15 protein-coding genes and 1 pseudogene are annotated in these 26,866 nt (G+C 52.5%); 3 read left to right on the forward strand and 13 right to left on the reverse strand.

The features are described from left to right. Positions 1–206 precede the first annotated feature (206 nt). The 4 genes and pseudogenes from KTE_RS06015 to KTE_RS47375 form a co-directional block, all read right to left on the reverse strand. Entirely contained in the window at positions 207–1,058 is an 852-nt protein-coding gene (locus tag KTE_RS06015) for an aminoglycoside 6-adenylyltransferase (protein ID WP_201379535.1), read from the reverse strand. Positions 1,059–2,132: 1,074 nt separating this feature from the next. Continuing rightward, positions 2,133–2,279, reverse strand: a pseudogene (locus KTE_RS49465) (ISAzo13 family transposase); the annotation flags it as partial. A 111-nt stretch (positions 2,280–2,390) separates the two neighbouring features. Then, positions 2,391–2,966, reverse strand: a complete 576-nt coding sequence (locus tag KTE_RS47370; RefSeq protein WP_236600298.1) for an IS630 family transposase — start codon at positions 2,964–2,966, stop codon at positions 2,391–2,393. Beyond that, positions 2,897–3,403 carry an IS630 family transposase gene (locus tag KTE_RS47375; RefSeq protein WP_236600299.1) on the reverse strand — a complete coding sequence of 169 codons (507 nt, stop codon included), beginning with the start codon at positions 3,401–3,403 and terminating at the stop codon, positions 2,897–2,899. Before KTE_RS47375 ends, KTE_RS47370 begins: the two co-directional genes overlap by 70 nt. Positions 3,404–3,904: 501 nt before the next feature. Between KTE_RS47375 and KTE_RS06030 the strand changes: the two genes are divergently transcribed. The 3 genes from KTE_RS06030 to KTE_RS06040 all read left to right on the forward strand — a co-directional run bounded on the left by KTE_RS06030 (position 3,905) and on the right by KTE_RS06040 (position 13,500). Further along, positions 3,905–11,506 (forward strand): type I polyketide synthase, encoded by a 7,602-nt coding sequence (locus tag KTE_RS06030; protein ID WP_201379537.1) that lies wholly within the window; start codon positions 3,905–3,907, stop codon positions 11,504–11,506. Positions 11,507–11,687: 181 nt separating this feature from the next. Then, complete coding sequence (locus KTE_RS06035) at positions 11,688–12,458, forward strand: thioesterase II family protein (RefSeq protein ID WP_201379538.1); 771 nt, start codon at positions 11,688–11,690, stop codon at positions 12,456–12,458. A 103-nt stretch (positions 12,459–12,561) separates the two neighbouring features. After that, positions 12,562–13,500, forward strand: a complete 939-nt coding sequence (locus KTE_RS06040) for a ribonucleotide-diphosphate reductase (RefSeq protein ID WP_201379539.1) — start codon at positions 12,562–12,564, stop codon at positions 13,498–13,500. A 301-nt stretch (positions 13,501–13,801) separates the two neighbouring features. Here the strand turns inward: KTE_RS06040 and KTE_RS06045 are convergent, their stop codons facing one another. From KTE_RS06045 to KTE_RS06085, 9 genes are all read right to left on the reverse strand, one after another. Further along, on the reverse strand, positions 13,802–17,083 hold the full coding sequence (locus KTE_RS06045) for a type 2 lanthipeptide synthetase LanM family protein (RefSeq protein WP_201379540.1): 3,282 nt from the start codon (positions 17,081–17,083) through the stop codon (positions 13,802–13,804). 292 nt (positions 17,084–17,375) lie between these two features. Then, positions 17,376–17,687 (reverse strand): mersacidin/lichenicidin family type 2 lantibiotic, encoded by a 312-nt coding sequence (locus KTE_RS06050; protein ID WP_201379541.1) that lies wholly within the window; start codon positions 17,685–17,687, stop codon positions 17,376–17,378. Between the two features lie 502 nt (positions 17,688–18,189). Next, on the reverse strand, positions 18,190–21,495 hold the full coding sequence (locus KTE_RS06055) for a type 2 lanthipeptide synthetase LanM family protein (RefSeq protein WP_201379542.1): 3,306 nt from the start codon (positions 21,493–21,495) through the stop codon (positions 18,190–18,192). Positions 21,496–21,913: 418 nt separating this feature from the next. Then, entirely contained in the window at positions 21,914–22,351 is a 438-nt protein-coding gene (locus KTE_RS06060; RefSeq protein WP_201379543.1) for a mersacidin/lichenicidin family type 2 lantibiotic, read from the reverse strand. A gap of 334 nt (positions 22,352–22,685) precedes the next feature. Continuing rightward, positions 22,686–23,063, reverse strand: coding sequence for a mersacidin/lichenicidin family type 2 lantibiotic (locus KTE_RS06065; protein ID WP_201379544.1), 378 nt, complete (start codon positions 23,061–23,063; stop codon positions 22,686–22,688). Positions 23,064–23,404: 341 nt separating this feature from the next. Next, a complete protein-coding gene (locus tag KTE_RS06070; protein WP_201386991.1) occupies positions 23,405–23,824 on the reverse strand; it encodes a mersacidin/lichenicidin family type 2 lantibiotic in 420 nt (139 codons plus the stop codon). A 347-nt stretch (positions 23,825–24,171) separates the two neighbouring features. After that, on the reverse strand, positions 24,172–24,609 hold the full coding sequence (locus tag KTE_RS06075) for a mersacidin/lichenicidin family type 2 lantibiotic (protein ID WP_201379545.1): 438 nt from the start codon (positions 24,607–24,609) through the stop codon (positions 24,172–24,174). Positions 24,610–24,952: 343 nt separating this feature from the next. After that, positions 24,953–25,375 carry a mersacidin/lichenicidin family type 2 lantibiotic gene (locus KTE_RS06080; RefSeq protein WP_201379547.1) on the reverse strand — a complete coding sequence of 141 codons (423 nt, stop codon included), beginning with the start codon at positions 25,373–25,375 and terminating at the stop codon, positions 24,953–24,955. A 946-nt stretch (positions 25,376–26,321) separates the two neighbouring features. Beyond that, positions 26,322–26,741 carry a mersacidin/lichenicidin family type 2 lantibiotic gene (locus KTE_RS06085; RefSeq protein WP_201379549.1) on the reverse strand — a complete coding sequence of 140 codons (420 nt, stop codon included), beginning with the start codon at positions 26,739–26,741 and terminating at the stop codon, positions 26,322–26,324. Positions 26,742–26,866: the final 125 nt, after the last annotated feature.

The raw sequence follows: 26,866 nt of genomic DNA on the forward strand, positions 1-26,866 counted from the left end.
TTCTGCGGTGCCCTTCCCAGCGGATAGCTATGCCACCGTGCTTCTCCACCTTCAATGGTAGATTCTTTGTGGCAAAAATGCAAGCTCGTCATTGAAGCTTTCGTCTGAAGTGCGCTTGATCCGGAATTTGAAATCTGAGCTGGAGTGGCTTTTGGGGAGCAGTCCAGAGAGATACTTCAACTATAAGGGTATGTGGAAAAGTCCTTTCAACTTTGAGCAAGACTCTTCTCTACACGCTCAGCCAGAACCTCTGGCCAAACATAGCCATGCTGCGCGGCAGCGTTACTACATACCTCAATGGCTAAAGTAGCTGTATTCTTGATCGCATCTGTCATACCCCTCAGAGATGCAGCATCAGGAAGACAGGCATTGAGCCGGGTCAGGAACTCAGGCGAGAGGGCTTGTTCAATTCCCTTGATTCTCTGATTTGCATCCCAGCGGGAGATGGCGCCTTCGTGCAGTCTGAGGAGATCGATGAGTCGGGGAACAACCGCGTTATGAAAAAGCTGGCGGGTGTACCACTGATCACCACGCCGCAATTTGCAAACGTTTTCGAGCAGACAATACCAGAACCCACGCGCAGTCTGCTCAAAAACCTCTTGTAGATCCGACGGATGCAGATTGGAGTTGGGTAATTGGCGCATGCAGGAAGTTAGTTCCCCATTCGTCGCATCATACCAGACGCTTGCCGTATCTGCTGTCGGGATTTGCGGAAAGCGCAGAGCACTGCTCATTTCGGTCAGGTAATAGTACACTATATCGACCCGCAAGGGCAATTGCTCCGTATCGAAGACCACACGTGTAGACGAACGTACCGGATTTACAGCATTTATGAGAAGGAGCGGCTCTCCCAACTGAGCAAGCCACTCCGGCAGTGCCAATACAAAGGCCTCGAACTGCGTGTCATGGAGAAAGACGGCTACATCGATATCAGACCATGGATCGAGTGCGAGCCCCCCGTTGGAACCATAGTCAACCAGGCCCGCAATGCGATGATCGCGTCGCCCTACCTCTACAATCCGCCTAACCATCTCCTCGCGTGTCAATACTTCTGCCATGTGAGCTCTCCATTCTCTTTTTCCTGATTTGTTTCCTAGATGCACCGCTGCTTCAGCAATCAATTGAACAGATGTGTCCCTTGCCAATGGTGCTGTGAGCGGCTAACCTCGCTCCACAACCGAAGACGGGCTAAATATAGTGTACTCTTTTCGTGCTGTTTTCAAAATTCCCACAAAGGTTAAGTACTATTGATCTCAACATAGCGAACTTACCTTGACTCAGTTTTGTAGAGTCTCTACCAATTGGGGGTTCCGACATATTTTTCCCTCTAGATTCCGCTAAGGGCAGGTACATCTGGTAATGATCTCAACGCGTATTCCGCTGAGCTTGAGGTTCAGGTGCTCCAGCCCTGGTCTTTTTGATAGACCAATACAAGGTCGTACGAGAGATTCTAAGTGTCGCACACATTTCTAGAACAGAATGACTCTGATCATCGAACATCCGCCGAGCCAGAGCAATCTTCCCGTTCGTCGCTGCCGCTTTCTTGGTCGCCCTTGCCGGAATTTTGAAGGGGTTTTAAGTCGGGACCCCTACAAGTGAGTCATGCCGCGTGAACCTTACAGCGGTTGTCCTTCACTTCATCATCAAAAGTGCGTATGACCCACCGCCAGCGCCAGTAACTAAGATTCTTTTTTGCCACAAATGTCGTCGCGAGAGATAGATTCTTCTATCTTTAGAAGACGTATCCATATCTTTCTGATAGGTGCTATCTATCTGTGCCTTCCCCAGACCCAATGCAAATGCTCGACCACGCTCTCAAGGCATGGCATAAAGACGCCCCTGGACTGAGTCGTTTCTATAAATTCGTCGTCGCAACAAAAGTGGTCATATTCATATAAAACCTGACCAGGTATCCCGACAACACCGCCTGGACCCTCAATATAGGAGCGACGAACAAGATAGTGATTTGCATGAGTTCCGTTTAGAACTCCAGGATAAGCTAGATCATTCGTTCCCACAACACAGATATCAGCATTAGACTCCATACGAGCCATTGCAATAATAAGCCAGTTATCGTGGAAATTAAGATCATCACTCCCGCAGAAAAAGAACGGTTCGTCTGTTTCTTTGAAAGCGATAATGAGGATCTGGTTCATGTTGGGGTAAGGCATCTTGCCAGATTGCCGCCACCACTGCTGGATGCTCTCGACCGCAAATTCAGCAGTATCGTGGTCGATGCTAACATTGATGAAGCCATGATTGTAAACGAGATCGTAAACCCTCTCGGTTTTCTTGATGCGCTTTTTAGACTTGACATAGAGGATCTTTCCTGATCCTCGACCGGGTCCACTACAGAACGATTTCCTCCTTATTGATCTGAGCATAAAAACCTAAAGAGAGTAGCCGGCATGAGCAAAACAGTGACGCAGAGCCTGCTTGCGATGCCTGAGCCTTGCACGGGCGAGCAGCAGTTCATGCTCAAGCTCAGACAGATCCTTGCAACAGCGATTCTTGAGTTCACGACGTTTAAGCAGATTCCAGACTCCTTCCTGGGGATTGAACTCGGGTGCATAGGCAGGCAAACGTTCCAGGTGAATGCGTGCAGCAGCGCCTTGCGCCAGGAAATCTTTGACGGCCTGGCAGCGATGGATGGTGGAACCGTCCCAGATGACGAGCAACTTGCCTGGGATCTCGCGCAAAAGCAGTCGCAGAAACCCCACCACATCTGGTCCCTTGTAAGAGCGTTCTTGGGTCTGCATAAAGAGACGCCCCTCGGGAGTCAGCGCACCAATAGCCGAGATGTGGTCATACGTCAGCGGCACGCGCAGGACCGGCGTTTGGCCCACAGGAGCATACGTGCGCACCGCCATCGGCAAGAGATAAAAGCCCGCCTCGTCTACAAAAACGATCTGCCGCTTTTCTTGCTCTGCTTTTTTTTGAGGGCAGGCCAGCGCTCTTCTTTCCATGCCTTGATGGCCTCTTCATTCCTTTGGGTGGCCAGTTCAATCGGTTTTTGCACACTCTGCTTGGCTGCGCGAAGGAGGCGGCTACAATGGGCTGGATGATACCTGACACCAAATTGCTGCTTGATCAGCACTGCCACCCGAGCCGTGGTCCAGGCCTCACCGCGAAATCCATAGTGCTCGGATCCTTTGGCCAGCAGGTCAGGCAACTGGGCGCGTTGTTCCTCAGTCAGTTTAGGTTGGGGACCTGGTGGTGGCTGGTGGCGCAGCCCATCAGGACCATCTTGCTTCGCTCGACTCATCCATTGACTCACCGCACCTTCAGTGACTCCCAAGGCCTCGGCGATGTCTTTCTGTTTCCAGCCTTGCTGATACAGTTGCCAGGCACGCAGTCGTCGACCTTCGCGCCAATCTTTGGGAAGGGGTTCTTTCTTGCTCATACCTCCGTTCATCGGCTCGCATCGTGCTTCACTTTAGATCCTCATGCTCAGGTCAATAATATACTAGGGACAGGCTCAACTGCATACAAAACGATTTTCGTGTACTTGTACAATGTTTTCCTTGTAGAAATGCATTTTATGCTTATTAGTCACTTTATAGTATATGATGCAATTTAATTACTCATCAAATGAAGATAAAATAGTTATTTTAAGTAAAAATGTTTTTGAATGAATTTTGGGGCTTGATTTATATGAGAAAGGGAGAGGATGAGCTGCAAAATCCTTTTAAATTCTATAAATTATCGAATCGTGAGATATATGTCTATGTATGCGCTTCAAAAGAGAGAGCTGCTGGATTAGAATGGCCCTCAATGAAACGGTTTTGAAGCACGCTCCTTGCATTATGGCGTCAGTCCCGCAAGGGCGGATGATCTTCCTCATAGTTCATATCGGTAACACCAGTCCACCTTTGGGCTGGCTGACAATAAATGGAGGTTGTGCATGGATTCGCATCATTCCACTGAACCCATAGCGATTGTTGGTCTCGGCTGCCGCTTTCCAGGTGACGCCAACAGTCCCCAGGCATTCTGGGAACTGTTGTTGAATGGCACCGATCCTGTTGGAGAGATCCCAACTGAGCGCTGGGATCTGCGCCGCTACTATCATCCCGACCCCAGTCAACCTGGCAAAATGTATTCCCGTCATGCCTCGCTCCTCAAACAGGTTGATCAGTTCGATGCGGCCTTCTTTGGCATCTCGCCCATGGAAGCAAGTCGCATGGATCCCCAGCAGCGCCTGTTGCTCGAAGTCGCCTGGGAGGGGCTCGAAGATGCTGGACTGGTTCCACAACAGCTGGCTGGTTCACGGACCGGCGTCTTTGTCGGTATTTGCTCTCGCGACTACTCGGATATTCAGCGACAAGATCCGACGGCAGCTAATCCTTACAGCAGTGCAGGTAGTGATGCCCTTAGCATCGCAGCCAACCGCATCTCCTATCTCTTCGATTTCCATGGTCCCAGTTTCAGCGTCGATACCGCCTGCTCCTCTTCTCTGGTCGCTGTCCATCTGGCCTGTGAAAGCCTCAGACACGGCGAGTGCGAACTCGCACTCGCTGCTGGCGTCAATATCTTGCTCGATCCGAATATGAGTATCAATTTCAGCAAGGCAGGCATACTCTCTCCTAATGGCCGCTGTCGCACCTTTGACGCTGCCGCCGATGGGTATGTGCGTGGTGAGGGTGCCGGTGTGGCTGTGCTCAAGCCGCTCTCTCAGGCGCTGACAGACGGCAATCCGATCTATGCCGTCATTCGTGCTACAGCCATCAATCAGGATGGTCGCACACCGAACTTGCACTACCCGAGCCAGCAGGCCCAGGTCGCGCTCTTGCGCCAGGTCTACGCACAAGCGGGAATAACTCCACACCAGGTCCACTACATTGAGGCACATGGCACCGGTACCAGCTCAGGCGATTTCGTCGAGTGTAGCGCGCTGGGCGAAGCGTTTGCTGCTTACCGCTCTCAGGAGCAGCCACTGCGCATCGGCTCAGTGAAAACCAATATTGGCCACCTGGAGGGCGCATCGGGCATAGCTGGTCTTATCAAAGCCGCGCTGGCCCTCAAGCACCGCCAGATCCCTGCCAATCTACATTTCCAGAATCCCAATCCGAGAATCGCCTTTGAGCAACTGCGCCTCAAGGTGCAAACCACTACCGAGGCTCTTCCTCCCTTTGACGATCCCTACATCATCGGCATCAATAGCTTCGGCTTCGGCGGGACCAATGCCCATGCCATTCTGCAAGAGTACTCCGCATCGGCTCCAGCCGAGCTTACCTCTGCTCCTTTCGGAGAGGATCAATCCTTCCTGCTCCCACTTTCAGCGCGTAGCCCTCGGGCCCTGGGCGCGCTTGCGCAAGCTGTTCTTGACTTCCTGGATAAGCCTGGCACGCCTTCTCTGCGCGATCTCTGCTTCTCCGCCAGCTTGCACCGTGAACACCATCCCTATCGCCTAGCGCTGACGGTCACTTCCCTCGATGACCTTAAAGAAAAACTCCAGGTATTCCTCGCCTCCGCTCATCGCCCCGGCATTACCCTTCAGGGTGTGGCCCTCAATCACACTCTGAAGGACGACGCCAAGAGGCTCGTTTTTGTCTTCTCGGGTAATGGTCCGCAGTGGTTTGCTATGGGTCGCCACTTGCTGACCCACGATGAGCTCTTTCGCTCTATCATCGAGCGTTGTGATCGGCGCTGGCTTCCACTAGCAGGCTGGTCGCTCATTGAAGAGTTACTGACCGATGAGACACGTTCGCGCATGGATCGTACCGAGGTCGCTCAGCCCACACTCTTTGCGCTCCAGATCGCGCTCTCGGAGGTATGGAAATCCCTGGGCATTGAGCCGCAGGCGGTGATTGGCCATAGCGTCGGTGAGATCGCCGCCGCCTACGTGGCCGGCATACTCAGCCTTGAAGATGCTATCCAGGTGCTCTACCACCGCAGTCGTTTGCAGGAGCTGACGGCGGGCCAGGGCGCGATGGTAGCTGTAGGCATCTCCGCAGAGAAAGCGCATGAGCTGATCGCCTCATATGGATCGCGCGTTTCGCTGGCTTCAGTCAGCTCTCCTCAATCGGTAACGCTCTCTGGCGAGAAAGCGGCGCTGGAGGAGATCACCGCTTCTCTTGTCGAGCAGGGTATCTTCTGCCGCTTCTTAAAGCTCAACTACGCTTTCCATCACGGAACGCTGGACCCACTCCGCGAAGAATTCCTGCAGTCCTCACAGGGTCTTCAGCCGCGAGAGGGCCACATCCCCTTCATTTCGACAGTGACTGGGGCCTCTATGCATGGCGACAACTGCAATGCAGGCTATTGGTGGCAGAACCTTCGCTGCCCGGTCCAATTCGCCCCTGGCGTCCAACACCTGCTCGATGATGGTTTTACCACCTTTGTTGAGGTCGGCCCTCACCCGGTGCTCTCCGGATACATTGCTGAGTGCCTGGTCGACAAGCAAGCGATCATTCTCCCTTCATTGCGTCGCAAGGAGAACGATCAACAGCTTCTCTTGCGCTCGCTTGCCTCGCTCTACACCCTCGGCTTCCCCGTTGCCTGGGAGCATCTTGTTGCTGGTGGCAAGTATATCAAACTGCCTACGTATCCCTGGCAGCACGAACGTTTCTGGAACGAACCCCAAGTCTCTTCTCAAGGGATGCAGGGCCATACTGTCCATCCCTTACTGGGCTATCGTCTTGCGGCAGCATTGCCACTGTGGGAGAATCATTTTGGCAATCACGATCTTCGCTATCTGCGTGATCATCAGGTTGATGGTGTGGCGCTCTTTCCTGCAGCTGGCTATCCTGAACTCTTCCTGGCTGCTGCTGGTGATCACTTCCAAGATAGGGCCTATGAGCTTGCGCAGATACAGATTCAGCGCCCGCTCTTCCTCAGTGATGATCAGCAACTCACTCTTCAGACGATCTTGCTGCCTGAGGACGGCAAGATTGAGTTACGCGGTCACGTGTCTGGCGGCTGGCTTACCTACGCCAGTGCTCAACTCACGCCCCTGTCTCTCTCAGCGCCGACAGCCGTTGATGTGGACGCGCTGTGCGTTCGCTGTCAGCACGAGCTAACAGCTGTGGACTTCTATCAGGAGTGTCGCCTCCGAGGGTATCACTATGGCTCGGCCTTCCAACTGGTGGAGCATATTTCCCTGGGTGAGCAGGAGGCGCTCGGTATGGTTCGCCTTCCAGAAGATGCCCAGGATTACCTGCTACATCCGGCCGTCCTCGACTGCTGTATACAGGTCTTGCTGGCTTTGAGCATTCAACATGATGCTCGGTCCTTCCTTCCCGTCAGTATCGAGCGTTTCCGCTGTTATGTTCAGAAATTGCCCTTGACGCCGCTTTACAGTTATGCTCGGCTGGTCGCACAAGGAACACACTCTCTGACTGCCGACTATGAGCTACTCGACAGTCAGGGCCACGTGCTGGTTGAAATCACCGGTGTGCGTCTACAGGCGGCCAACTTCTCGGACCAGCATACCTCACTCTCTCCGGATAAGCACATCTATGAAGAAGCCTGGGTTCCTACGCCTCTGCCTTCATTGAAGCACGGTGTAGGCAGACTTCCTTCCGTCGCTGCTCTCGCGGCTCAAGCATATCCTGGCATTGAACAGGTCTGCCGGGAATTCCCAACCGAGCGCTACTATCAACATACGCAGCCCTTCACCGATCGACTCTCTCTGGCATATATACTGATCACCCTCCGCCAACTTGGCTGGGACATGCAGGTGGGTGAGCGCATCACAGTCTCGCAGTTACTCTCACGCTTGCACATTCTTCCCCGTTATGAGCGTCTGCTGCATGCCTGGTGCCTCGTGCTGGCTGAGGAGCATATTCTCACTCCGTCTCAGGAGGGCTGGACCGTCGTGCATATGCCAGAGGACATGAACCTCCAGGAACTGCTTCGTACAGGCTTCACAGGCCATCCCGAAAATCATCTCGGCCTGCTTCTAGTGAAGCGCTGTGGACATCAGCTGGCAGAGATCCTCACAGGAGCAATCGACCCGCTCTCTGTGCTCTTTCCCGATGGTGATGCCACCCTACTCGAACACCTCTATACCAATGAGCTCCTTCTCAGAAGAAGCAATAGCATCGCTCAAGAGATGCTTCATCAGCTTGTAAATCAACTCCCTGAAGGTCAGACATTGCGTATCCTGGAGATTGGCGCAGGTACAGGCGGCACCACTTCGTATATGCTTCCCATCCTACCAGCAGATCGCTCCACCTACATCTTTACTGATCTTTCCGAAGCGTTTTTGCAACGAGCGCAGCAGAAATATCAAGCCTATCCCTTCGTTTCCTACCAGATTCTCGATTTGGAGCACGATCCGCTCACGCAAGGATTCGAGGAGCACTCTTTTGATCTTGTTATCGCTTCTAATGTTATTCATACCACCAGTGACATTCAGCAATCGCTCCATGCTATCCATCAACTGCTGGCGCCTGAGGGTATGTTATGCCTGATCGAGTCAACACGTCCACTGTGGTACAGAGCTATACTGACGCTTGGTCTGCTTGAAGGCTTCTGGCTTTTTCAGGATACCGATCTGCGTCCTTGTCTGCCCCTTTTAACTAACCAGCAATGGCATGACGTTCTCTCAGCATCAGGGTTCGCCGCTGTAACAGAGCTCTCTCCTCATCCTGAAACGGACCAGCCCGAACAGATGGTCTTTCTGGCACAAAAACCTTTCCTCATGCAAGAGGAGCGGCCCATTGCCATATCTCCTGCCACCTATCTCATCTTTGCCGATGACATGGGCTTGGCTGCAGCGATGCAGACTCAACTTCATGCCTCCTCGACGATTCTGGTGCAGAAAGGAGAGCAGTTCCAGCAACTTTCCCCTGATCGCTTCTTGTTGCGCCCGTGCTCCCGTGAGGATCTACAGACGCTCTTTGAAACACTAGAGGGTGCGGGTGGGTGTCCTAAGCACATTGTCTACCTCTGGGGACTGGATAGTCCAGCAGGCGAGGTTACTCCTTCTCTGCTCAAGGAATCCGTTGATACGGCCTGTCTCAGCTTGCTCTTCCTTGTACAAGTGCTGCAGCAGAAGACCCCAAATGGGCCTCGTCTCTCGATTGTTACCAGTGACGTCCAGCCGTTGTCCTCCGAGAATGGGGCTTCCTCCGTTGTTCAGGCTCCGCTCTATGGCCTTGTCCGTGTTATTGCCAGCGAGCATCCGGAGTTATCCAGCAAACTCATCACTCTGAGTGAAGCGAAGGCTGGTATCTACTCTTATACAGAGATTCAAGCGCTCTGCGACGAACTCCAGATTCAAACCAACGACGCGGAGATCCTTTTGCACGACTCCGCCCGTTTTGTCAATCGGATTGAGCGCGTTCCTCTGAGCCAACGCTTACGCACGGATATGGTGCTGGCTGATCCCTCCATGTCTTTCCATCTGGAGACGACTGCTTCGGGCACCCTTGATGCCCTCCAACTCAGTACCAACGCACGCAGGAGTCCTGGCCCTGGAGAAGTTGAGATTGCGATTGCCGCGACCAGTCTCAACTTCAAAGACGTGGCCTTAGTCATGGGCTTGATCCCTGCTGAGCCTGGCGATGGGAAGGAAGAAATTACCCTGGGCATTGAATGCGCTGGCACCATCGTTTCTGTTGGAGAAGGGGTGATTGATTTTCAGATTGGTGATGAGGTGATCGCCATGGCCGCAAATTGTTTTGCACCCTTCGTGACGACCGATGCGCGTCTTGTCGCGCGCAAACCTGCTCTTTGGAGCATGGAGGAAGCCGCAACAGTAACGGCGGTCTTTATGACGGCCTACTATGCCCTGCATCGGCTTGCCCATCTGCGCAAAGGCGAGCGTGTGCTGATTCACAGCGCGGCAGGTGGCGTGGGCCTGGCTGCCATTCAGATCGTGCAGGCCGCGGGTGGCGAGATCTTTGCAACCGCAGGTAGCCCAGAGAAACGCGCCTACCTGCATGCACTCGGCGTACAGCATGTGCTCGATTCACGCTCGCTCTCCTTCGCTGACGAAATTATGCGCCTGACCAATGGTGAGGGCATCGATATTGTGCTCAACTCGCTCTCGGGTTCAGCGGCAGAGAAGAGCTTGAGTGTGCTGCGCAGCTTTGGTCGATTCCTCGAAATTGGCAAGCGGGATTTCTTTGAAAATAAGAAGCTGGGCCTTCGGCCTTTTGGGCGCTGCCTCTCCTACTTCGCCATCGATCTTGGTCGTATGTTGGTGGAAGACAGAGATACTGTGCGCACACTATTACAAGAGCTTGCAGACCTCTTTGAGCAAGGCATTTATCGCCCTCTGCCCTATGAGGTCTTCCAGCTTGCGCAGATCCAGGATGCTTTTCGCTACATGCTGCAATCCCGGCACATTGGCAAGTTGGTCGTCACTCTCCAACGCCAATATGCGCCCGTGCTTCACAAGTCAGTAACGCAACCACTCGCTCTCCAACCAGATGCCTCCTATCTGGTGACTGGAGGCCTGGGAGGTTTCGGCCTGGCAACGGCAGCGTGGCTGGCTGCACACGGCGCACGCCATCTGGTGCTGGTAAGCCGTCGAGGTCAGCCCGCACCAGAGGACTTGCCAGCCATTGAGGCTCTGCAAGCTGCTGGTATTCACATCCTGATGGAAGCTGTGGATGTTACTGAAGAGGATGCCGTCAAGGCGCTTCTGGACAAAATACAGACCTCCTTCCCACCTCTGCACGGCCTCTTCCACGCGGCGATGGTCCTCGATGATCGTCCGTTCTCTCAGCTGGATGAAGCGGCCTGGACAAAGGCGCTTGCGCCCAAAATGCTGGGGGCCTGGAACCTGCATCTGCATACCCGGCACCTGCCCTTAGACTTCTTTGTGCTCTATTCTTCTATCAGTGCTCTCATTGGTAATCAAGGTCAGGGCAACTATGTGGCAGGCAATTTGTTCCTCGAAAAACTGGCGCATTATCGCCGCACACAAGGGCTTCCAGCCTTCTCGATAGGCTGGGGTGCGCTCAAAGAGGTTGGCTATGTTTCACGCAACGCCGCCACTCTGCGCCATCTTGATCTCATGGGCTGCCAGGCGATGCAACCTCAACAGGCACTAGATCTGTTTGGATATGTTGTCCAGAGAGGAGGGGCACACGCATGCATCGCAGCACTCGATTGGGAGAAGCTGAATGCGGCCACCCAGCCTTCTCTCTCTTGCTCTCGTTGGGCACACCTTCTTCCTCGTGCACAGGAGGGACACAGCGGAGATACGCATATCCCCGCTCTCTTGGAGATGACGCCAGAGGAACGCCTAAGTTCTCTCTCGATCTCGTTTCTGCAGAAACTCGGTCAGGTACTAGGGTGCTCCATTAGTGACATCGATCCACAACAGTCGCTCACAGATCTTGGTCTGGACTCTCTGATGGCGATGGAGCTGCGCAATAGGATAAAACAGGATCTACACATCGACGTTCCAACTATGCAGCTCCTGCGTCCTCAAAGTATCTCTGACCTCGTCAGCTGGATGATGCACCAATTCTCAAGCGAGGAATCATCCAGGCAAGCGACAAGAGATGTGCCAACGTCCTCTGTAAAAGAAGCTGCACTCAAGCACTGATGCTCTGTTGAATATGTTTTCTTCCGCAGATATTGAGTCTGGACAGATTTGAATATCTGCGGATCTGTGAGCATCCCAACGCCTTTTCTCTCAGATACAGCGGATGCGCGTTGGGATGCTCTTCTTTCAGCGGAGCGCTATGCTTCCGCCGCTGTTTCCGCGCCTGCTTACGAGAAAGCATATGGAGAAATTTATGTTCACTTCACCTGATGGTTGGATACATTATCCTCGACCCAACAAACGAGCGACTACCCGCCTCTTTTGTTTTCCGGGTATGGGAGCTTATACGTCGCTTTATGCTCATTGGCCTGATTTCTTGCCGACATCGATGGAAGTATGCATCATGCAACTCCCTGGACGATTACCAGAGCCTGATATTTCGCCTGATGCGGCATTCTCTATGGTTATTGAAGCAATGGCTGAAGCAATATCCCAACACCAGGATCTCCCCTTTGCCTTCTTTGGGCATTGTTTAGGGGCAACCCTTGCCTATGAAGTTGCGCAACAGTTGCGTCGATATAATAATCACCCTGGCCCCGACCAACTCTTCTTCGCTTGCTTTTCTCCCCCACATATGCTCTATGAGACGTTGCCTTTTTTGCAAACCGCATCGATCAGCAGTGACATATTTTTCCATGTCAACTATGTTAAAGGTCAGCGAAAGGCTCACGACCTGTTTGAGTTGGATGCTATGCTCTGGCAGCAGTATCGTTATTGTCCTGGTGAACCATTTGCCTGTCCGCTAACCATCTTTGGCGCTGAACTAGACCCTTTTGTCTCTGCCGATCAACTCGCCGCTTGGAAAACGTACACAACTGGGCGGTTCGCACTCCAAATGTTTCCAGGCCATCACTGCTTCTTTTACACCGATGCTCGACCCTTACTTGATGCCATAACAGGAAGGTTTCAACCTTCGTTGAACGGGGTAGAGCGAGAACCGGTGAGGAATTGAAGCCGCTCTTAATACTGAGAGGAAGCTGATTTTAAAGCGGGCCTGCATAGGCATCAGATAATAGGCATACAGTAAACCCGAAAAAAAGGCTAGGAGAATTTCTATGGCACAACGGACCTACGTCACGCTGAGCAATCGTGGCCTGAACCACGACATATTACCCATGAAACTCTACCAGAAAGCAAAGAAATTGGGGATTTGGAACCCCCGCGATATTGATTTGACGCTCGACATTGAACATTGGCAACATACTCCTGGCGTCTACAAAGAGACCTTGAGCTGTATTATTTTTGACTTTCAGGCTGGTGAGGAAGCTGTAACGCTGGATCTGTTGCCCCTTGTCATGACCATGGCGCGGGAGGGGCGCCTCGAAGAAGAATTGTTTTTGACGACTTTCTTGTGGGAAGAGGCCAAGCATACGGAATTTGTTCGGCGCATCCTGGATGAAGTGCTACAAGAACACGGGGATTTGCATGAGTATCACACCTTAAATGCCGCTCGTGATCTGTTCAGAGATGACCTTCCTCAAGATATGAATCGCTTGCTAACTGACCCTTCTCCCGCCAATCAGGTGAGGGCCTCGGTAACATATAATATGATTGTTGAGGGGGTTTTGGCAGAGACAGGCTATTATAGCCTCCTCAGGATGCTAGATCTTATTGAGAATATCCTGGTGGAGACCGATGATGGCCCCTTCTCCAAAATGCTTGCTTCGACGAACTTTATGCCTGGTCTGAGACAAGGCCTTCGCCTATTCCAACGAGACGAGTCTCGGCACATTGCCTACGGAGTGTTTTTGATCTCGCGGCTTATCGCGCAGGATCCATCGCTCTGGTCTGTTGCAGAGGCGCATATGAAGAAACACTTTGCTTCTATTGAGAGCAATCAGTCGCAGAATGGGACATCTGAAGCTATCCGAGCTTATACACGACAACAGTTTCAGAAGCGATTGGCACGGCTTGCACAAGCTCGTGAACAGAGTTTGGAGCAAATCTGCCTGGCAGATGTTGGCGAAGGAGAGAAATTTCTCGGATCTTTGTAAAATGGCAATCAATGTATCCCTGTCGACGTCGAAGAGAACCATGACAACCGTAAGGCGTGGTTCTCTAAATTCTGTTCTACACCTGCAAACATGTCTCAGCGCTGAAGCGAGCAGGAATGCCGCGCTCAACATTCTCCGCTGCTATGAGTTGCAAGGAGCCTTCCCTGCTCGTAAGACAGGTAAACCCATCAGGAAGGTGGGTCGGACGGGAAGCCTCCCACAGCCACCAGTTCTCTCTGAGGAGAGGGCTAGTGGCTGTCAAAGCCCCCGCCGCAGAAGCGTGGGGTACTTCACATAGGCACTATTGAGCACTGATGGGCGGTTCTAACTGCAATACAGAGGGTACATGGTGCATAAACGCTAAGCGCAACAGCGCATAGCCGGCTCCAGAGATGCCAAGCATCAGGCCTGGCGTCTCCATGCCCATGGGACCACCACTTACCCAGCCCTGTCGATCAATCGTATCTAACAGTTTTGGCATGGTTCGCTCAATGCTCTCAAGAAACTCAGGCCTTTCCAGTACCTGGGCCGCGCTCAAGAGAATATCCATATTACCCAGGTCGCCATGGCAAAGAGAGTGGCTATTACCCAGGCCCTTAGAGATGGCCGTCTGAAGGGCAATCTCGATCTCTTGTCGAATAGCTGCATCATCAACAAAGCGCAAGCAGCCTAAACGCGCCAGGGCAATACCCGCAGCCCCATGACACCAGGCAGACATCGTGTACTTCTCATTTTCATCCCCTGGTTTACTTCCTGAACGTAAATCTGGCCAGTTATTTGCCTCTGGCGCGAAGAGATGGCGCTCATAGGCAAAGGCCTGCAATGCTGCCTCATGGAAGCGCTGATCGCCACTCACGCTAGCCAGGCGCAGCAAATTGAGCGCGATCCCGGCAGCGCCATGAGCCATTCCCGCCAGGGCCACGGTCTCCACCGAGGCGATCCAGCCAATTCCAACCTCCTGCGGCGCCTTTTTCTCCAGCAAGCGCTCACCGCACTTGATCGCGGCATCCAATGTGGCTTCAGATGGATGCGCCTGGCAGAGGCTGAGCAAGGCCGCAAGGGCGCCTGCCGCACCTGCCATGACATCAAACATCTCATCATGCGCCACAGACCGTACCAGCGGCCCTATGTACTCCTCAGCCTCCAGAAACAGCGTAGGATCGTTCCAGAGAGTCCCTAGATGCGATAGCAGGTAGATATACGAGCTATCACCGTTATAGCCACCTACGGTAAAAGGGCGGCCCGATTCGCGCCTGTACGTCATCTGGCGGTGGAGCATTCTTAAGGCGTGCCTGGCAACTGAGGTGTATTTCTCTTCTCTGGTCAGCGCGCCGAGATACGCCAGGAAGAAAACAATGCCAGCTACCCCATTATATAAATCGGGATCAGAGGGGTGGAGACCCCAGCGCCCTGGCCCACGCGAGGTAATACTCAGCCAGTCAAGGAACTCGCCATTCTCCAACCGCAACCCTAGCAGGCGATCTCCCGCAGCAAGCGCGGCATCCAGTACACGCTCGCGCGAGAACGGCGTGATCGTTGGCTCATACTTGAGCGAGGGATATAGTTTTTGGCCGCTTGGCAGCTCCAGATTAATAAATGATGCACGCGCAATCCAGGATTGGCGCTCCAGGTCTTCCTCATTCAATTGTGCGACAAAAGCCTGCACCAGTTCCAGACCCGAACTCGCAAAAAAGTCTGGAACATGGATACCATGTCCATTAATCAAGTCTCGTGATGAAGCATGGGTATAGAAGAAAGGAATATCGCCAACCCAGAGATCTGCAATCTCTAAATTCAGGAGTGGCTTCAATTGAGGCAGATTATCGATATTAAACCAGAGACGGTCGAAGAGGCGATCGCGCTCCAGCGCCTCACGCAACATGTCTGGATGATAGCTATGCTCCAGAATCAGATCGTAGAGTTGTGTATTACGCGGGAGACAGCGGACCTCGATCTCAGCAAAACGCGCGACCTGGCTCTTCAGGAACTCTTCGCGGTGCGTCATCAACAGGCGATAGACAGTGGCAAAACCGGTAACGAAATGCTCATTGTAGGAGGCAATATCAACCTCACCACCTTGCAGCGTGGGCAGATTCTGGCCTAATTTCAGGCTCATTTGCTGACGCTCAACACGCATCTCATCAGTGCCAGCCCCCTGTACAACAGAAGCCGGTGTCGGAGCAAGCTGCCCCGGACGGCCACCCACAGCACTAACATCGACACCCGCATTATCGCCATCCGACCAGATACGATTGGGGAGCATGCCCACATTGAGTACCGTATGAGGAGGCCCATCAAGCAAGAGATCCAGCCCCTCACTCTCAGCTGGGAGTGGAAGCGCTTTTAGGCGCGGCAGGAAGAGCACCTCAAGATCGACCAGGAAGGGATGCTCACCACTGGCGATCAGATTCTCAGCGTGGAAATCGCCCGCATGCAAGGCATAGAGAATCGCCAGGTAGCCACCCTCGCGCTGGTAGAAATGCTCAACCTCTTCAACTGAGTGGCAGGTCGACAGCTCAATAAACTCCACCCAGCCATATGTTTCGCGCTCCAACATCTTCAGCGTGCGAAACTCCGGCTTGAAGCCCTTCGCGTTCAGCCAGTTCAGCAGTGCCGAGAAATGACGATCCGTGGCAAGCGAGCGTGGTTTATAGACCACGCGCAGGCCAGAACTCCAGCGGAGCACCGCGACACTACGGCCACCGCGATGGGTGTCACCTTTTCCCGTCTGCACCTCGACCAGCGCCCCAGAATCACTGCCAGGAGCAAAGAGGGCCTTCAGCGACGCCCAATCAAGACACAGGCGCTGCAACAGTTCTAACTGCGTATTAACCCAGCGTTCACAGGTTTCGACCAGCAGGCGTGCCAGGACCGCGTATTCCTCTAGAAAAGCCAGAATGTGCTCCTGGTTGCGTAAACGCTGAAGAAAGCTCTGGAAGCGTTCCTCTGGCGTCTCCCCCTGTAGTAGCCCATGCACACGTGCCGCATTCAATTCCAGGATAAAAGTCTTCGTCGACTTACTGAGTAGCTCCTCTGGCAGCAGTTTAAACAGTGAGGCCGTCACCTGCTCACGCTCAAAGGGTAGCGTTGGGTATGATTCTGCCAGTTGATCCACACCGGCCTGCAAGCGCTGATAGCTGTAGACCAGCAAGGGTTGCAGCGCCACCAGAAATGAGCGTGAGAGGATATGTTGCTCGCCATCGATTATCTTCAGCACGGAGGTATCAGGGGTTGAGGATCCGCAAAAAACAGCGAGTAGCGTGATTAACCAGTCAGGCGTTGCCCCCACGCGCGCCTTCAGTTCCTCTACAGGTTCGTTGAGTAAGTAGAGCAGATCTGCCTCCGTCAGCCCCGCCATCTCTAGACGCTGACGAAAATAATCGCCCTCATTAAAAGGCCGTTGTTCTTTCCAACGTGCCAGGCCCTGGCGAGCGTTGTCACTTATCGTGGACGTTGAATTTGTCGCCTGGCTATGGGGGAGAGAAGCAATACGCTCGGAAAGCGTTAATGCGCGATACCAGTTTGCGCTCACCTGCTTATCTCCTGGCTTCTCCGAGGCCTGAGCCATATCTCTCACGTTCATCTATATAATCCCTTGAAATCACTAGTTCATATTCAAAAACATAGTAGGGGTGGCCCTCATTGGCAGTTATGCAGGCTCATACTCTGCACAATATGCTAGCTTTGTCCCGATTCGTACTAATTATCGCTTTTACTGCCTTTTCCCTATCTAATGAAATTATATTTATGAAGCAAAACCTTTCAGCACAAGTGACACAATGATCAGGCACTCAAGAAAAACAGTGGAAGAGGGCCAAGGGATGACCCCCAGCCCTCTTCCGAGAAAAGCGTATAGTTTGCTTGTGTCACAGAGATTAGCTGTTGTGGTTGATATTGTTGCAACCGGAAGCCAGGACGTTGATCGAGTAGGCACAAACGTTGACATTAACTACGCTACCAATCAAGCCCCCATTATTGTTGTAGATGTACGAGACATGTACGTTGTTTTCCTGGCTGGTATTCTCGTCGCCACCATGATGCCAGGCACGATGACAACCGCCACTGACGAGCTCCAGGGACTCATCGCTCAGTTCCGCAACGCCAGCAGGATTCTCAGCGAGTGTCTCCTGGCCCAGGCTCTGACGGTACTCCTCATCTTTCCAAGCGCGAACGATATCATACTGCATATTCATTATTTCCTTTACTGCTACAATTTAATCTTATAATTGCCCACTCGGATGAAAGATACATTTGCTTTTCGCATTGGACAACTCCGCACTTTCATTGTGAAAACAGGCAATTGCCTTTCGGAATTGTTTCATTTCTTTTTTCCCTTCGAGCAATCTATTACCATCATACGATCGACACAAAATGATATTCGGATAAATGACAGGTATACATGTATATCACATGAGCCTATCTAAACAAGCTCCTAAAGCTAATGGAAGCCTATTTTTAGGAATTTTAAAAAAGCGCAAATCCTGGGTATATATCCTGAGTGAAGAATGTAATTCGGGGTTATCTTCCCAGCGAAATCACTAAAATCAGGGCAATCGTCCTCATTAGTTCCAACATTTGGTCTTGAAAAGAAGGGTAGGAGAGCCGCTATCATGTGCTAATTAAAAAGGCTTGACGGATACCAGATGGTGTCCGTCAAGCCTTGCTATTATGTACACTTGAGCTGAAACTTTAGTTGTTCTGGATAGGTGGGTCCAGCAGTAGTACAGAGGGCATCATATTGGGGAAAGCCAGGCGCAGCCAGGTATATCCCACACCGGTAATACCCAACATCAAGCCTGTAGTCTCCATACCCATCGGAGCACCACTCACCCAGCCCTGGCGCTCGATATTCTCCAGCAGAATCGGAGCGGCATGCTCAACATTTTCCTGATATTGTGGATCATTGAGCACAAGCGCAGCAGTGAGTAGCGTATCCAGGCTTGCCATGTCGCCATGACAAAGCGAATGGCTGTTCCCAAAGCCCCGCTTCATCGTCGCTTGCAATCCCGCCTCAATCTCTGCACGGATGGCTTCGTCATCAATGTAGCCCAGACACCCCAGGCGGGCCAGGGCAATGCCAGCTCCCCCATGGCACCAGGCCGCCATGATATATTTCTTCTGCTCATCCTTTTCTGTTCCATCGGCTTCCGCACGCAGATCGGGCCAGTTGTTATGCTGCGGCGAGAAGATATGTCGCTCAAACGCGAAAGCCTGTAACGCAGCCTCACGGAAGCGTTCATCACCACTAATATCGGCGAGGCGGAGCAGATTGAGGGCGATACCGGCATTGCCATGACCCAAACCGGCGAGCGGTGCATCCTCCGTCCTGGTAATCCAACCAATACCCACTTCTAACTGAACTTTCTTCTCCAGCAGGCGTTCGCCACACGCGATAGCGGCGTCCAGGGTTGCCTTAGACGGATGAACATGGTAGAGACTCAAGAAAGCCGCGATAGCGCTGGCCGAACCCGCGACCACATCAAGCATTTCATCCGTGGGCACCTGCTCAACAATGGCACGCACGCACTCTTCAGCCTCCGAGAAGAGCGCAGGTTCATTCCATAGCATACCCAGATGTGAGAGGAGGTAGACATACGATGCTATGCCATTATACACACCAACATTAAAGGTACCCACCACTTTCCTGTGGAACTCCACCTGGCCACGGAGCATCTTGAGTGCCCGTCTGGCAATGGTACTATATTTCTCTTTCCCTGCGAGCGCTCCCAGGTATGCCAGGAAAAAGATGATGCCAGCATTGCCAGCATACAAATCGGCGCCGGCAGGCCCTAACCCCCATGCCTCCTGGTCAAAAATTGATACACCCATCCAGTCAATGAATTCGCCATTCTCTAGCATCAGTTCGTGCAGGCGCTCTCCCACTGCCAGGGCCGCATCCAGGGCACACTCGCGTGAGAACGGTCTCGGCGTAGGGTCTAGCTGTAATGAAGGGTAGAGATTTCTATTGGACCCATTCACCAGGTAGATAAACGACGAGCGGATCAGCCAACTTTGCAGCGCCAGGTCCCGTTCATTCAGGCGCAATATCTCACGCTGCACCATGTCTAACCCAGACTCAACGAAGAACTTAGGAATACGCTCGCCACGGTAACTCATAAGATCGCGTGAGGAGGCATGGGAATAGAAGAAAGGAATATCCCCGGCCCACATATCAGCGGTCTCGGCATCGATCACGTGTAAGAGCGGCGGAATGATGTCAACAGTAAACCATAAACGATCAAATAACCGGTCACGATCCAGGGCATCGCGCAGCACATTAGGATGGTGGCTGTGCTCCAGCAAGGTGTAGTAGAATTGCGTGTGGCGGACCAGGCAGCGCACTTCGTCCTGCGCGAAGAGCGGTATCATTCTCGTCACAAGCTCCTCGCGATGAGCGAGTAGCAGGCGATACACGCTGGTAAAACCTGTCACCAGGCACTCAGAATAATCGAAGGGATCAACAAACTGTCCTTGTAGCGTCGGCAGGTTCTGACCAAGCGCCATCTCAACCCGCTCGCGCTTAATGCTCATTTCGTCAGTTCCCATTCCCTGTAGGGTTGACACAGGAACTGCCGAGAGCTGGCCAGGTCGACCACCGACGCCACTAATATCAACGCCGTCCTGATTCTCGTCCGACCAGATACGACTAGGTAGCAGCCCTATATTTAAGACAGTGCGTGGCGGCCCATCCACTACGTGGGCTTCCTGATTATCTTCAGATGCCTCTGCCGGGTCCCCCGCCAGGGGCAGGAATAACACCTCTAGATCGATCAAGAAGGGATGCTCGCCGCAAGCGATCAGGTTCTCGGCGTGGAAATCCGCAGCCTGCAAGGCGTAGAGAAGCGCCAGGAATCCTCCCTGTCGCTGATAGAAGCGCTCAAGCTCATCAGTGGATTGGCAGGGAGCGTTGGGAATAAACTCTACCCAGCCATATTGCTCCCGGTTGAGCAGCGTAAAGGGGCGAAAAGCGGGTTGAAAACCGTGTTCGTTCAGCCAGAGCAGCAATTCTTGAAAATGGATATCTGTAGACAGTGGGCGTGGCTTATAGACGAGGCGGAAGCCAGAACTCCAACGCAGAACAGACACACTCTGTCCGCCTCGATGCGTATCGCCCTGCCCACCCTGTATCTCAATCAGCATGCCCGGGTCCTGATCGGGACAGAAGGTCGCGCGTATCTCCTTCCAATCACGGCAGAGCCGTCTCAGGATTTCCAGGTGAACCTCCAGCCAGCTTTCAATGCCCTCAATAAGCAGACGAGCAAGTACTACGTACTCTTCTAGGAAGGCCAGCATGTTTTGTTTCGAACTGAGTTGTTGCAGAAAGTTTTGAAAGCGTTCTTCTGGAATCTCGCCTTGCAACCGTCCTTCCACACGCGCGACGTTTAGCTCAAGCACAAAAGCCTTGGCTGACTTATTCAAGAGGAAGTCTGGCAAGAGCGTGAAGAGCTTCGTGACGACCTGCTCCCGCTCAAAAGGCAGAGCCGTAAATTCTTCCGCAATACGATCCACACCATCCCTCAGGCGGCGGTAGGCATATATCAATAGGGGTTGAAGCGTGGTAATAAACGAATGAGAGATGGCCTGATTCTGCTCTATGAGCTTGAGCACCTCCTCCTCTGGCGCCTGCTCGTCTTGAAAGATAGAAAGCAGGGTACGTAGCCATTCAGGTACAGTAGTGACGCACTCTTTGAGGAATTCAGGGGGCACACTCAGCAATTGCAGGAACTCTTCCTCCGTTACGCCAATCTTTGCCAGGCGCTGCGCAAAATAGTGCTCATCTTTAAATGGGCGCTGCTCCTTCCAGCGTGTCAATCGCCGTTTCGCAGTTGCGCTCGCTTCCTGCGATGGCGTAGGGAAAGGTTTGTCAGCGCGGGCAAGCAGAGCGGCCCGCTCCGCGAGTGTTAGGGCGCGGTACCAGTTCGCGCTCACATGTGTATATGACTGCAGCTCAAGCGTAGATGCGCTTGTAGATGAGGTAATCTCTTTCATGCTCATAGATATGCTTTCCTCAAAACACTAATGCTTCTTATCCGAAACCCTGAGCGCGCTTGCCGTGCCACCGCTTGCCCCCGAATGTGGGTTAGGTGGTTGAGTTTCGGAATAAGATCTGAGAGTTAGCAATGAGAGAGGAAAAATAATATGATGTATCTTTTCACAACGATGCACCAGAAGGGTGGGTATTTTAAATTTACTTCAGCAATGCATCTAAACTATGCAGGGACTTTTGTTAACTTTCCACATATTATTTTCCTCAAAATTCTCTATTAATATTATATTAATCAGGCAAAAGTCTAGCTTATAACGCACTACAAGCAGGCAAGTATACTATCGTGAAATAAAAAAAGAGAGCTGGGGCATCAGCCCCGGCTCTCTTCTCTGTTGCATCAGATATGCGTCAATAGGTGTGTGTTCTTTATTTGTTGCCCCCGAAGATACACACGTTGTTACCGAGACCGCCCGAAATGCTGCATCCGAAATCGAAATTAATGTTTCTACGATCCCGAGTGGTGGTGTGATCTCCAAAGAGAGCTATGGTGAGGTTATCAAGGAGGCCGCCGTTTCTGTTACGGTCATTCTCACCAAGGTCCACGTTGGTTGTGGGGCGAATTGAGAAGTTGTTGCAGTAGTAGGAGTTATTTTTAACGCCAAAAGCGCTAACATCGGACTTCGCCACACCGCCGCCAGCGCCGACGCCGCCAGCGCCTACACCTGTGCCTGTAATCTGCTCCAGTTCGGCCTCGCTCAGCTCGGCCTCGCCCGCTGGATTCTCAATTAACTGCGCCCACTGCTCCCGGCTCAGGCTCTGGCGATACTCCTCGTCTTTCCACGCGCGTGTCATATCAAACTGCATAATTCTATATTCCTTTCTCGGTTTCAACCTGATTGTCGTAATACCCATCAGCGCCCGCAGAGCCTTTTCCCTTGAAGGGGTTTCCTCTGCCTCACCTCTTTCACTTCTTTGGAAGCTGTAGCTACGCCCACAACTCTGAATTCATTTGCATCTCTTACGGGACACCTGTTACCAGTATATCTAAAAAGTAAAACTAAATGTATTATGCGAATTATAATATTTTCAGCATATTTGTAATCAATATGCACAACTCGCCACAGCGTAGAAGGCAGGAGAGCCAGGGCATGAGCAGTGGCTCTCCTGCTGTCTATAGCGAATGCCTCCAGTTCTTTCTTTAGTTTCCACCGAAGATGCAGGTGCCGCCGAAGCCACCTGAGACGCTGCATGAAAAGTTAAACCTGCCACCTCCGCCAAAGATGCCTCCGTCAAAGGTGTCTCCGCCAAAGGCGCCTCCATCAAAACCCAGATTGGTTGTGCCGCCGCCTGAGAAGTTGCCACAATAGTAGGAGTTGCCGACAATGCCGCCAGCAAAGCCATAGCCTCCACCATAACCACCGCCATAGCCTCCACTCGTGCCGTTAATAAGCGCCAGCTCAGCCTCGCTCAGTTCAACCTCGCCAACCGGGCATTCAGGCAGCAGAGACTGCTCGCTCTGGCTCAGTTGCTCACGATACTCCTCGTTTTTCCACGCGTATACTATGTTATACTTCATTATTATGTGTTCCTTCCTCTGTTTTATACTGAATATTTTGGTATCCCTCAGTGAAAACAGAGTTCGTTCCTTTGCAGAATACCACCCCACTTCACCTCTTCTTATAACGATGAAAGACAAAATACTCGCGGCCTTCTGTCCCTCACTCCTCAAGTGGTCTACCTGCCTTAGTATACGCAATATATAAATAGCCGTTAAAGCATATATAATACGCTATGGCAATTACTTAGGGCTTTTCTCTATAGCTTCTGAAGACGATCTTTTTCAAACGACAAGAGGGTCAGGGCATACGCCCTGACCCTCTTGTCGTTGCGCTGCTAAAGCCGCGCAAATAGAGTACTTTAGTTTCCGCCGAAGATACAAGTGCCGCCGCCGATGCCACCAGAAATGCTGCAACCAAAATCGAAGCGGTTGTTGCGGGTATTGCGCCTGTTGTTGTGTACGAGGTCAACGGTAGCAAAACTCGCTTTCACGTCGTTGTCGTTATCCTGATCCTCATTACGGCGATCGGCGAGGTTCAGGTTGGTGCGGGGGCGAATGGAGAAGTTGCCACAGTAGTAGGAGTTGCCAACAATGCCGCCAGCAGACTTATAGCCCTCAGACACACCACCGCCAAAACCGATGCCACCACCGCCAGCACCTGTGCCTGTGATCTGCTCCAGTTCGGCCTCGCTCAGCTCAGCCACCGGGCTTTCAATCGCCTCCTCCAGGCTCTCGCGATACTCTTCGTCTTTCCACGCGCGGGTCATATCGTACTGCATTCGTGTGTGTTCCTTTCTTAGTTTCAACCTGATGATTATCACGGCACCCCGCGAGAGAACCTGGAGCGCGTCTTCTTGAAGCACGCTCCTCCTCTTCTCTTCTTCCCAGCGCAAGATGAGGCTTTTCAACCTGCTTCCACCTTCCACCTGTCATGCGGGCCACCTATTGCTATTATACTTAAGATGTAAAACGATATTTAGTATACATGATAATATGCCCCTCTTTCCCTGCCCTTCGCACTCGCCCACGCATCCCGTTCGCCCGACTTCAAGCACGAGAGGGTCAGGGCATATGCCCTGACCCTCTCGTGCTTGCTTCTGTCTAAAATAGCGCTACTGGCGTAGCCCTAGTTTCCACCGAAGATGCAGTTTCCACCGAAGCCGCTTGAGATACTGCAACCAAAATCGAAGCGGTTGGTGCGAGTATCGCGTCTGTTGGTGCTCGTGAGGTCAACGTCTGCGAGAGGTCCTGCAAAGATGTCGTTGCCCTGATTCCCATCACGGCGCCTCTGCTCGCCAAGATTCAGATTGGTGCGGGGGCGAATGGAGAAGTTGCCACAGTAGTAGGAGTTACTGACAATGCCGCCAGCAGAGAGATAGCCCTTAGACACACCGCCACCGTAGCCGATACCACCATAGCCGCCGCCACCGTAGCCACCATCACCCGTACCCGTGATTTGCTCCAGCTCGGCCTCGCTCAGCTCGGCCACCGGGCTTTCAATCGACTCGTCCAGGCTCTCGCGATACTCTTCGTCTTTCCACGCGCGGGTCTTATCATACTGCATTCGTGTATGTTCCTTTCTTGGTTTCAACCTGGTTATCATGGCACCCCGCGAGAGAGCCTGGAGCGCGTCTCCTTGAAGCACGCTCCTCCTCTTCTCTTCTTCCCAGCGCAAGATGAGGCTTTTCAACCTGCTTCATCTTCCACCTGCCAAGCGGGCCACCTATTGCTATTATACTTAAGATGTAAAACGATATTTAGTATACATGACAATATGCCCTTCTTTCCCTGCCCTTTGCACTCGCCCACGCATCCCGCTCGCCCGACTCCAAGCGCAAGAGGGTCAGGGCATATGCCCTGACCCTCTTGCGCTTGCTTCTGTCTAAAATAGCGCTACTGGCGTAGCCCTAGTTTCCACCGAAGATGCAGTTTCCACCGAAGCCGCTTGAGATACTGCAACCAAAATCGAAGCGATTGTTGCGAGTGTCGCGCCTGTTGTTGCGTACGAGGTCAACGTTAGCAAAACTCGCTTTCACGTCGTTGTCGCCATGATCCTCATCACGGCGATCGCCGAGGTTCACGTTGGTGCGGGGTCGATACGAGAAGTTGCCGCAGAAGTAGGAGTTGCCAACGACGCCGAAAGCGCTGGTGCCGTACTTCTCCACACCGCCGCCAACGCCGATACCACCAGCGCCACCACCGTAGCCGCCGGTACCGGTAATCTGCTCCAGCTCGGCCTCGCTCAGCTCGGCTACTGGGCTTTCAATCGCCTCCTCCAGGCTCTCGCGATACTCTTCGTCTTTCCACGCGCGGGTCTCATCGTATTGCATTCGTGTATGTTCCTTTCTTGGTTTCAACCTGATTATCACGGCAACCCCGCGAGAGAACCTGGAGCGCGTCTCCTTGAAGCACGCTACTCCTCTTCTCTTCTTCCCAATGCAAGATGAGGCTTTTCAACCTGTTTCATCTTCCACTTCCAAGCGGGCTACCTATTGCTATTATACTTAATATACAAAGTAGCATTTATTATAAATTGAAAACCATATTTCCCGTTATTTTAATTTCATTCTTTCATGCTGGATGACTATCTAGACCTTCGCGTGTGGAAAACCTCTATACACCCTTTCCACAAGCGAAACAGGATGGGATAGGAGCAGTTTTGCGGGGCGTGACGATATGGGCTTTAGCCCGCCGCAAGCCACGCCGTTTCAACAGCAGTGGTGAGGCGTTTGTGGCTTTAGCCTTGCACTTGACGAACAAACGTTCTCCTGTTATAATAAGCAAATGCAGCAACGAAGGCACGACCCCAGTACGGCTTTAGGAAGTGTTGCGAGAACGAAGAACATGCAGAAGAAAAGCCTCCCACTGCTGGCAACAGCAGCTCTCGAAAGAGAAAGGTGTTCACTCTCTCCAAGCTATCAAAAGCTTCGCAGGGCTACACAACGGCAAAGCAAGGCATGAGAGCTTGAACGGGCAGGGCACCGCCCTTCAAGATATCTGATGTGTAGATCAGAGCTTGAGCGTATTCCTCTCCCACTACGGGGTTGAACGAGTTGTAGCCACGCTACATCCACTCACAGCACCGACTACGAAGGAGTGCACGAAGAAGCCGTACGGTTTCAACCGTTGGCGGAGTGTCACAAACAACATGGTATCTGCATAGTGCCCGATCATATCGGCTTCTCACAACACGCGTTTCCACGTATAAGAGGGTCAGGGCATATGCCCTGACCCTCTTATACGTGCTTCTGTCTAAAATAGCGCTACTGGTGTGCTCTACTTTCCACCGAAGAGACAGAATCCACCGAAGCCACCCGAGACACTGCAACCAAAATCGAAGCGATTATTGCGCGTATTGCGCCTGTTGGTGTTCTGGAGGTCAACGGAAGCAAAACTCGCTTTCACGTCGTTGTCGCCATGATCCTCATCATCACGGCGATTGCCAAGGTTCAGATCGGTGCGGGGGCGAATGGAGAAGTTGCCACAGTAGTAGGAGTTGCCTTTGACGCCGAAAGCGCTAACGCCGTACTTCTCCACGCCACCGCCGACGCCGATACCACCGCCACCATAGCCGCCGGTACCGGTAATCTGCTCCAGCTCGGCCTCGCTCAGCTCGGCTACTGGGCTTTCAATCGCCTCCTCCAGGCTCTCGCGATACTCTTCGTCTTTCCACGCGCGGGTCTCATTGTACTGCATTTGTGTATGTTCCTTTCTTGGTTTCAACCTGATTATTACGGCACCCCTGCGGCCAAAGCAGAGCTAATCCTCTTGAGGGACTCCACTCTACTTCACCTCTTTTAACTTTGTGAAAGACAAGAATG

This window comes from Ktedonobacter sp. SOSP1-85, assembly GCF_016587415.1.
GTDB lineage: Bacteria > Chloroflexota > Ktedonobacteria > Ktedonobacterales > Ktedonobacteraceae > Ktedonobacter.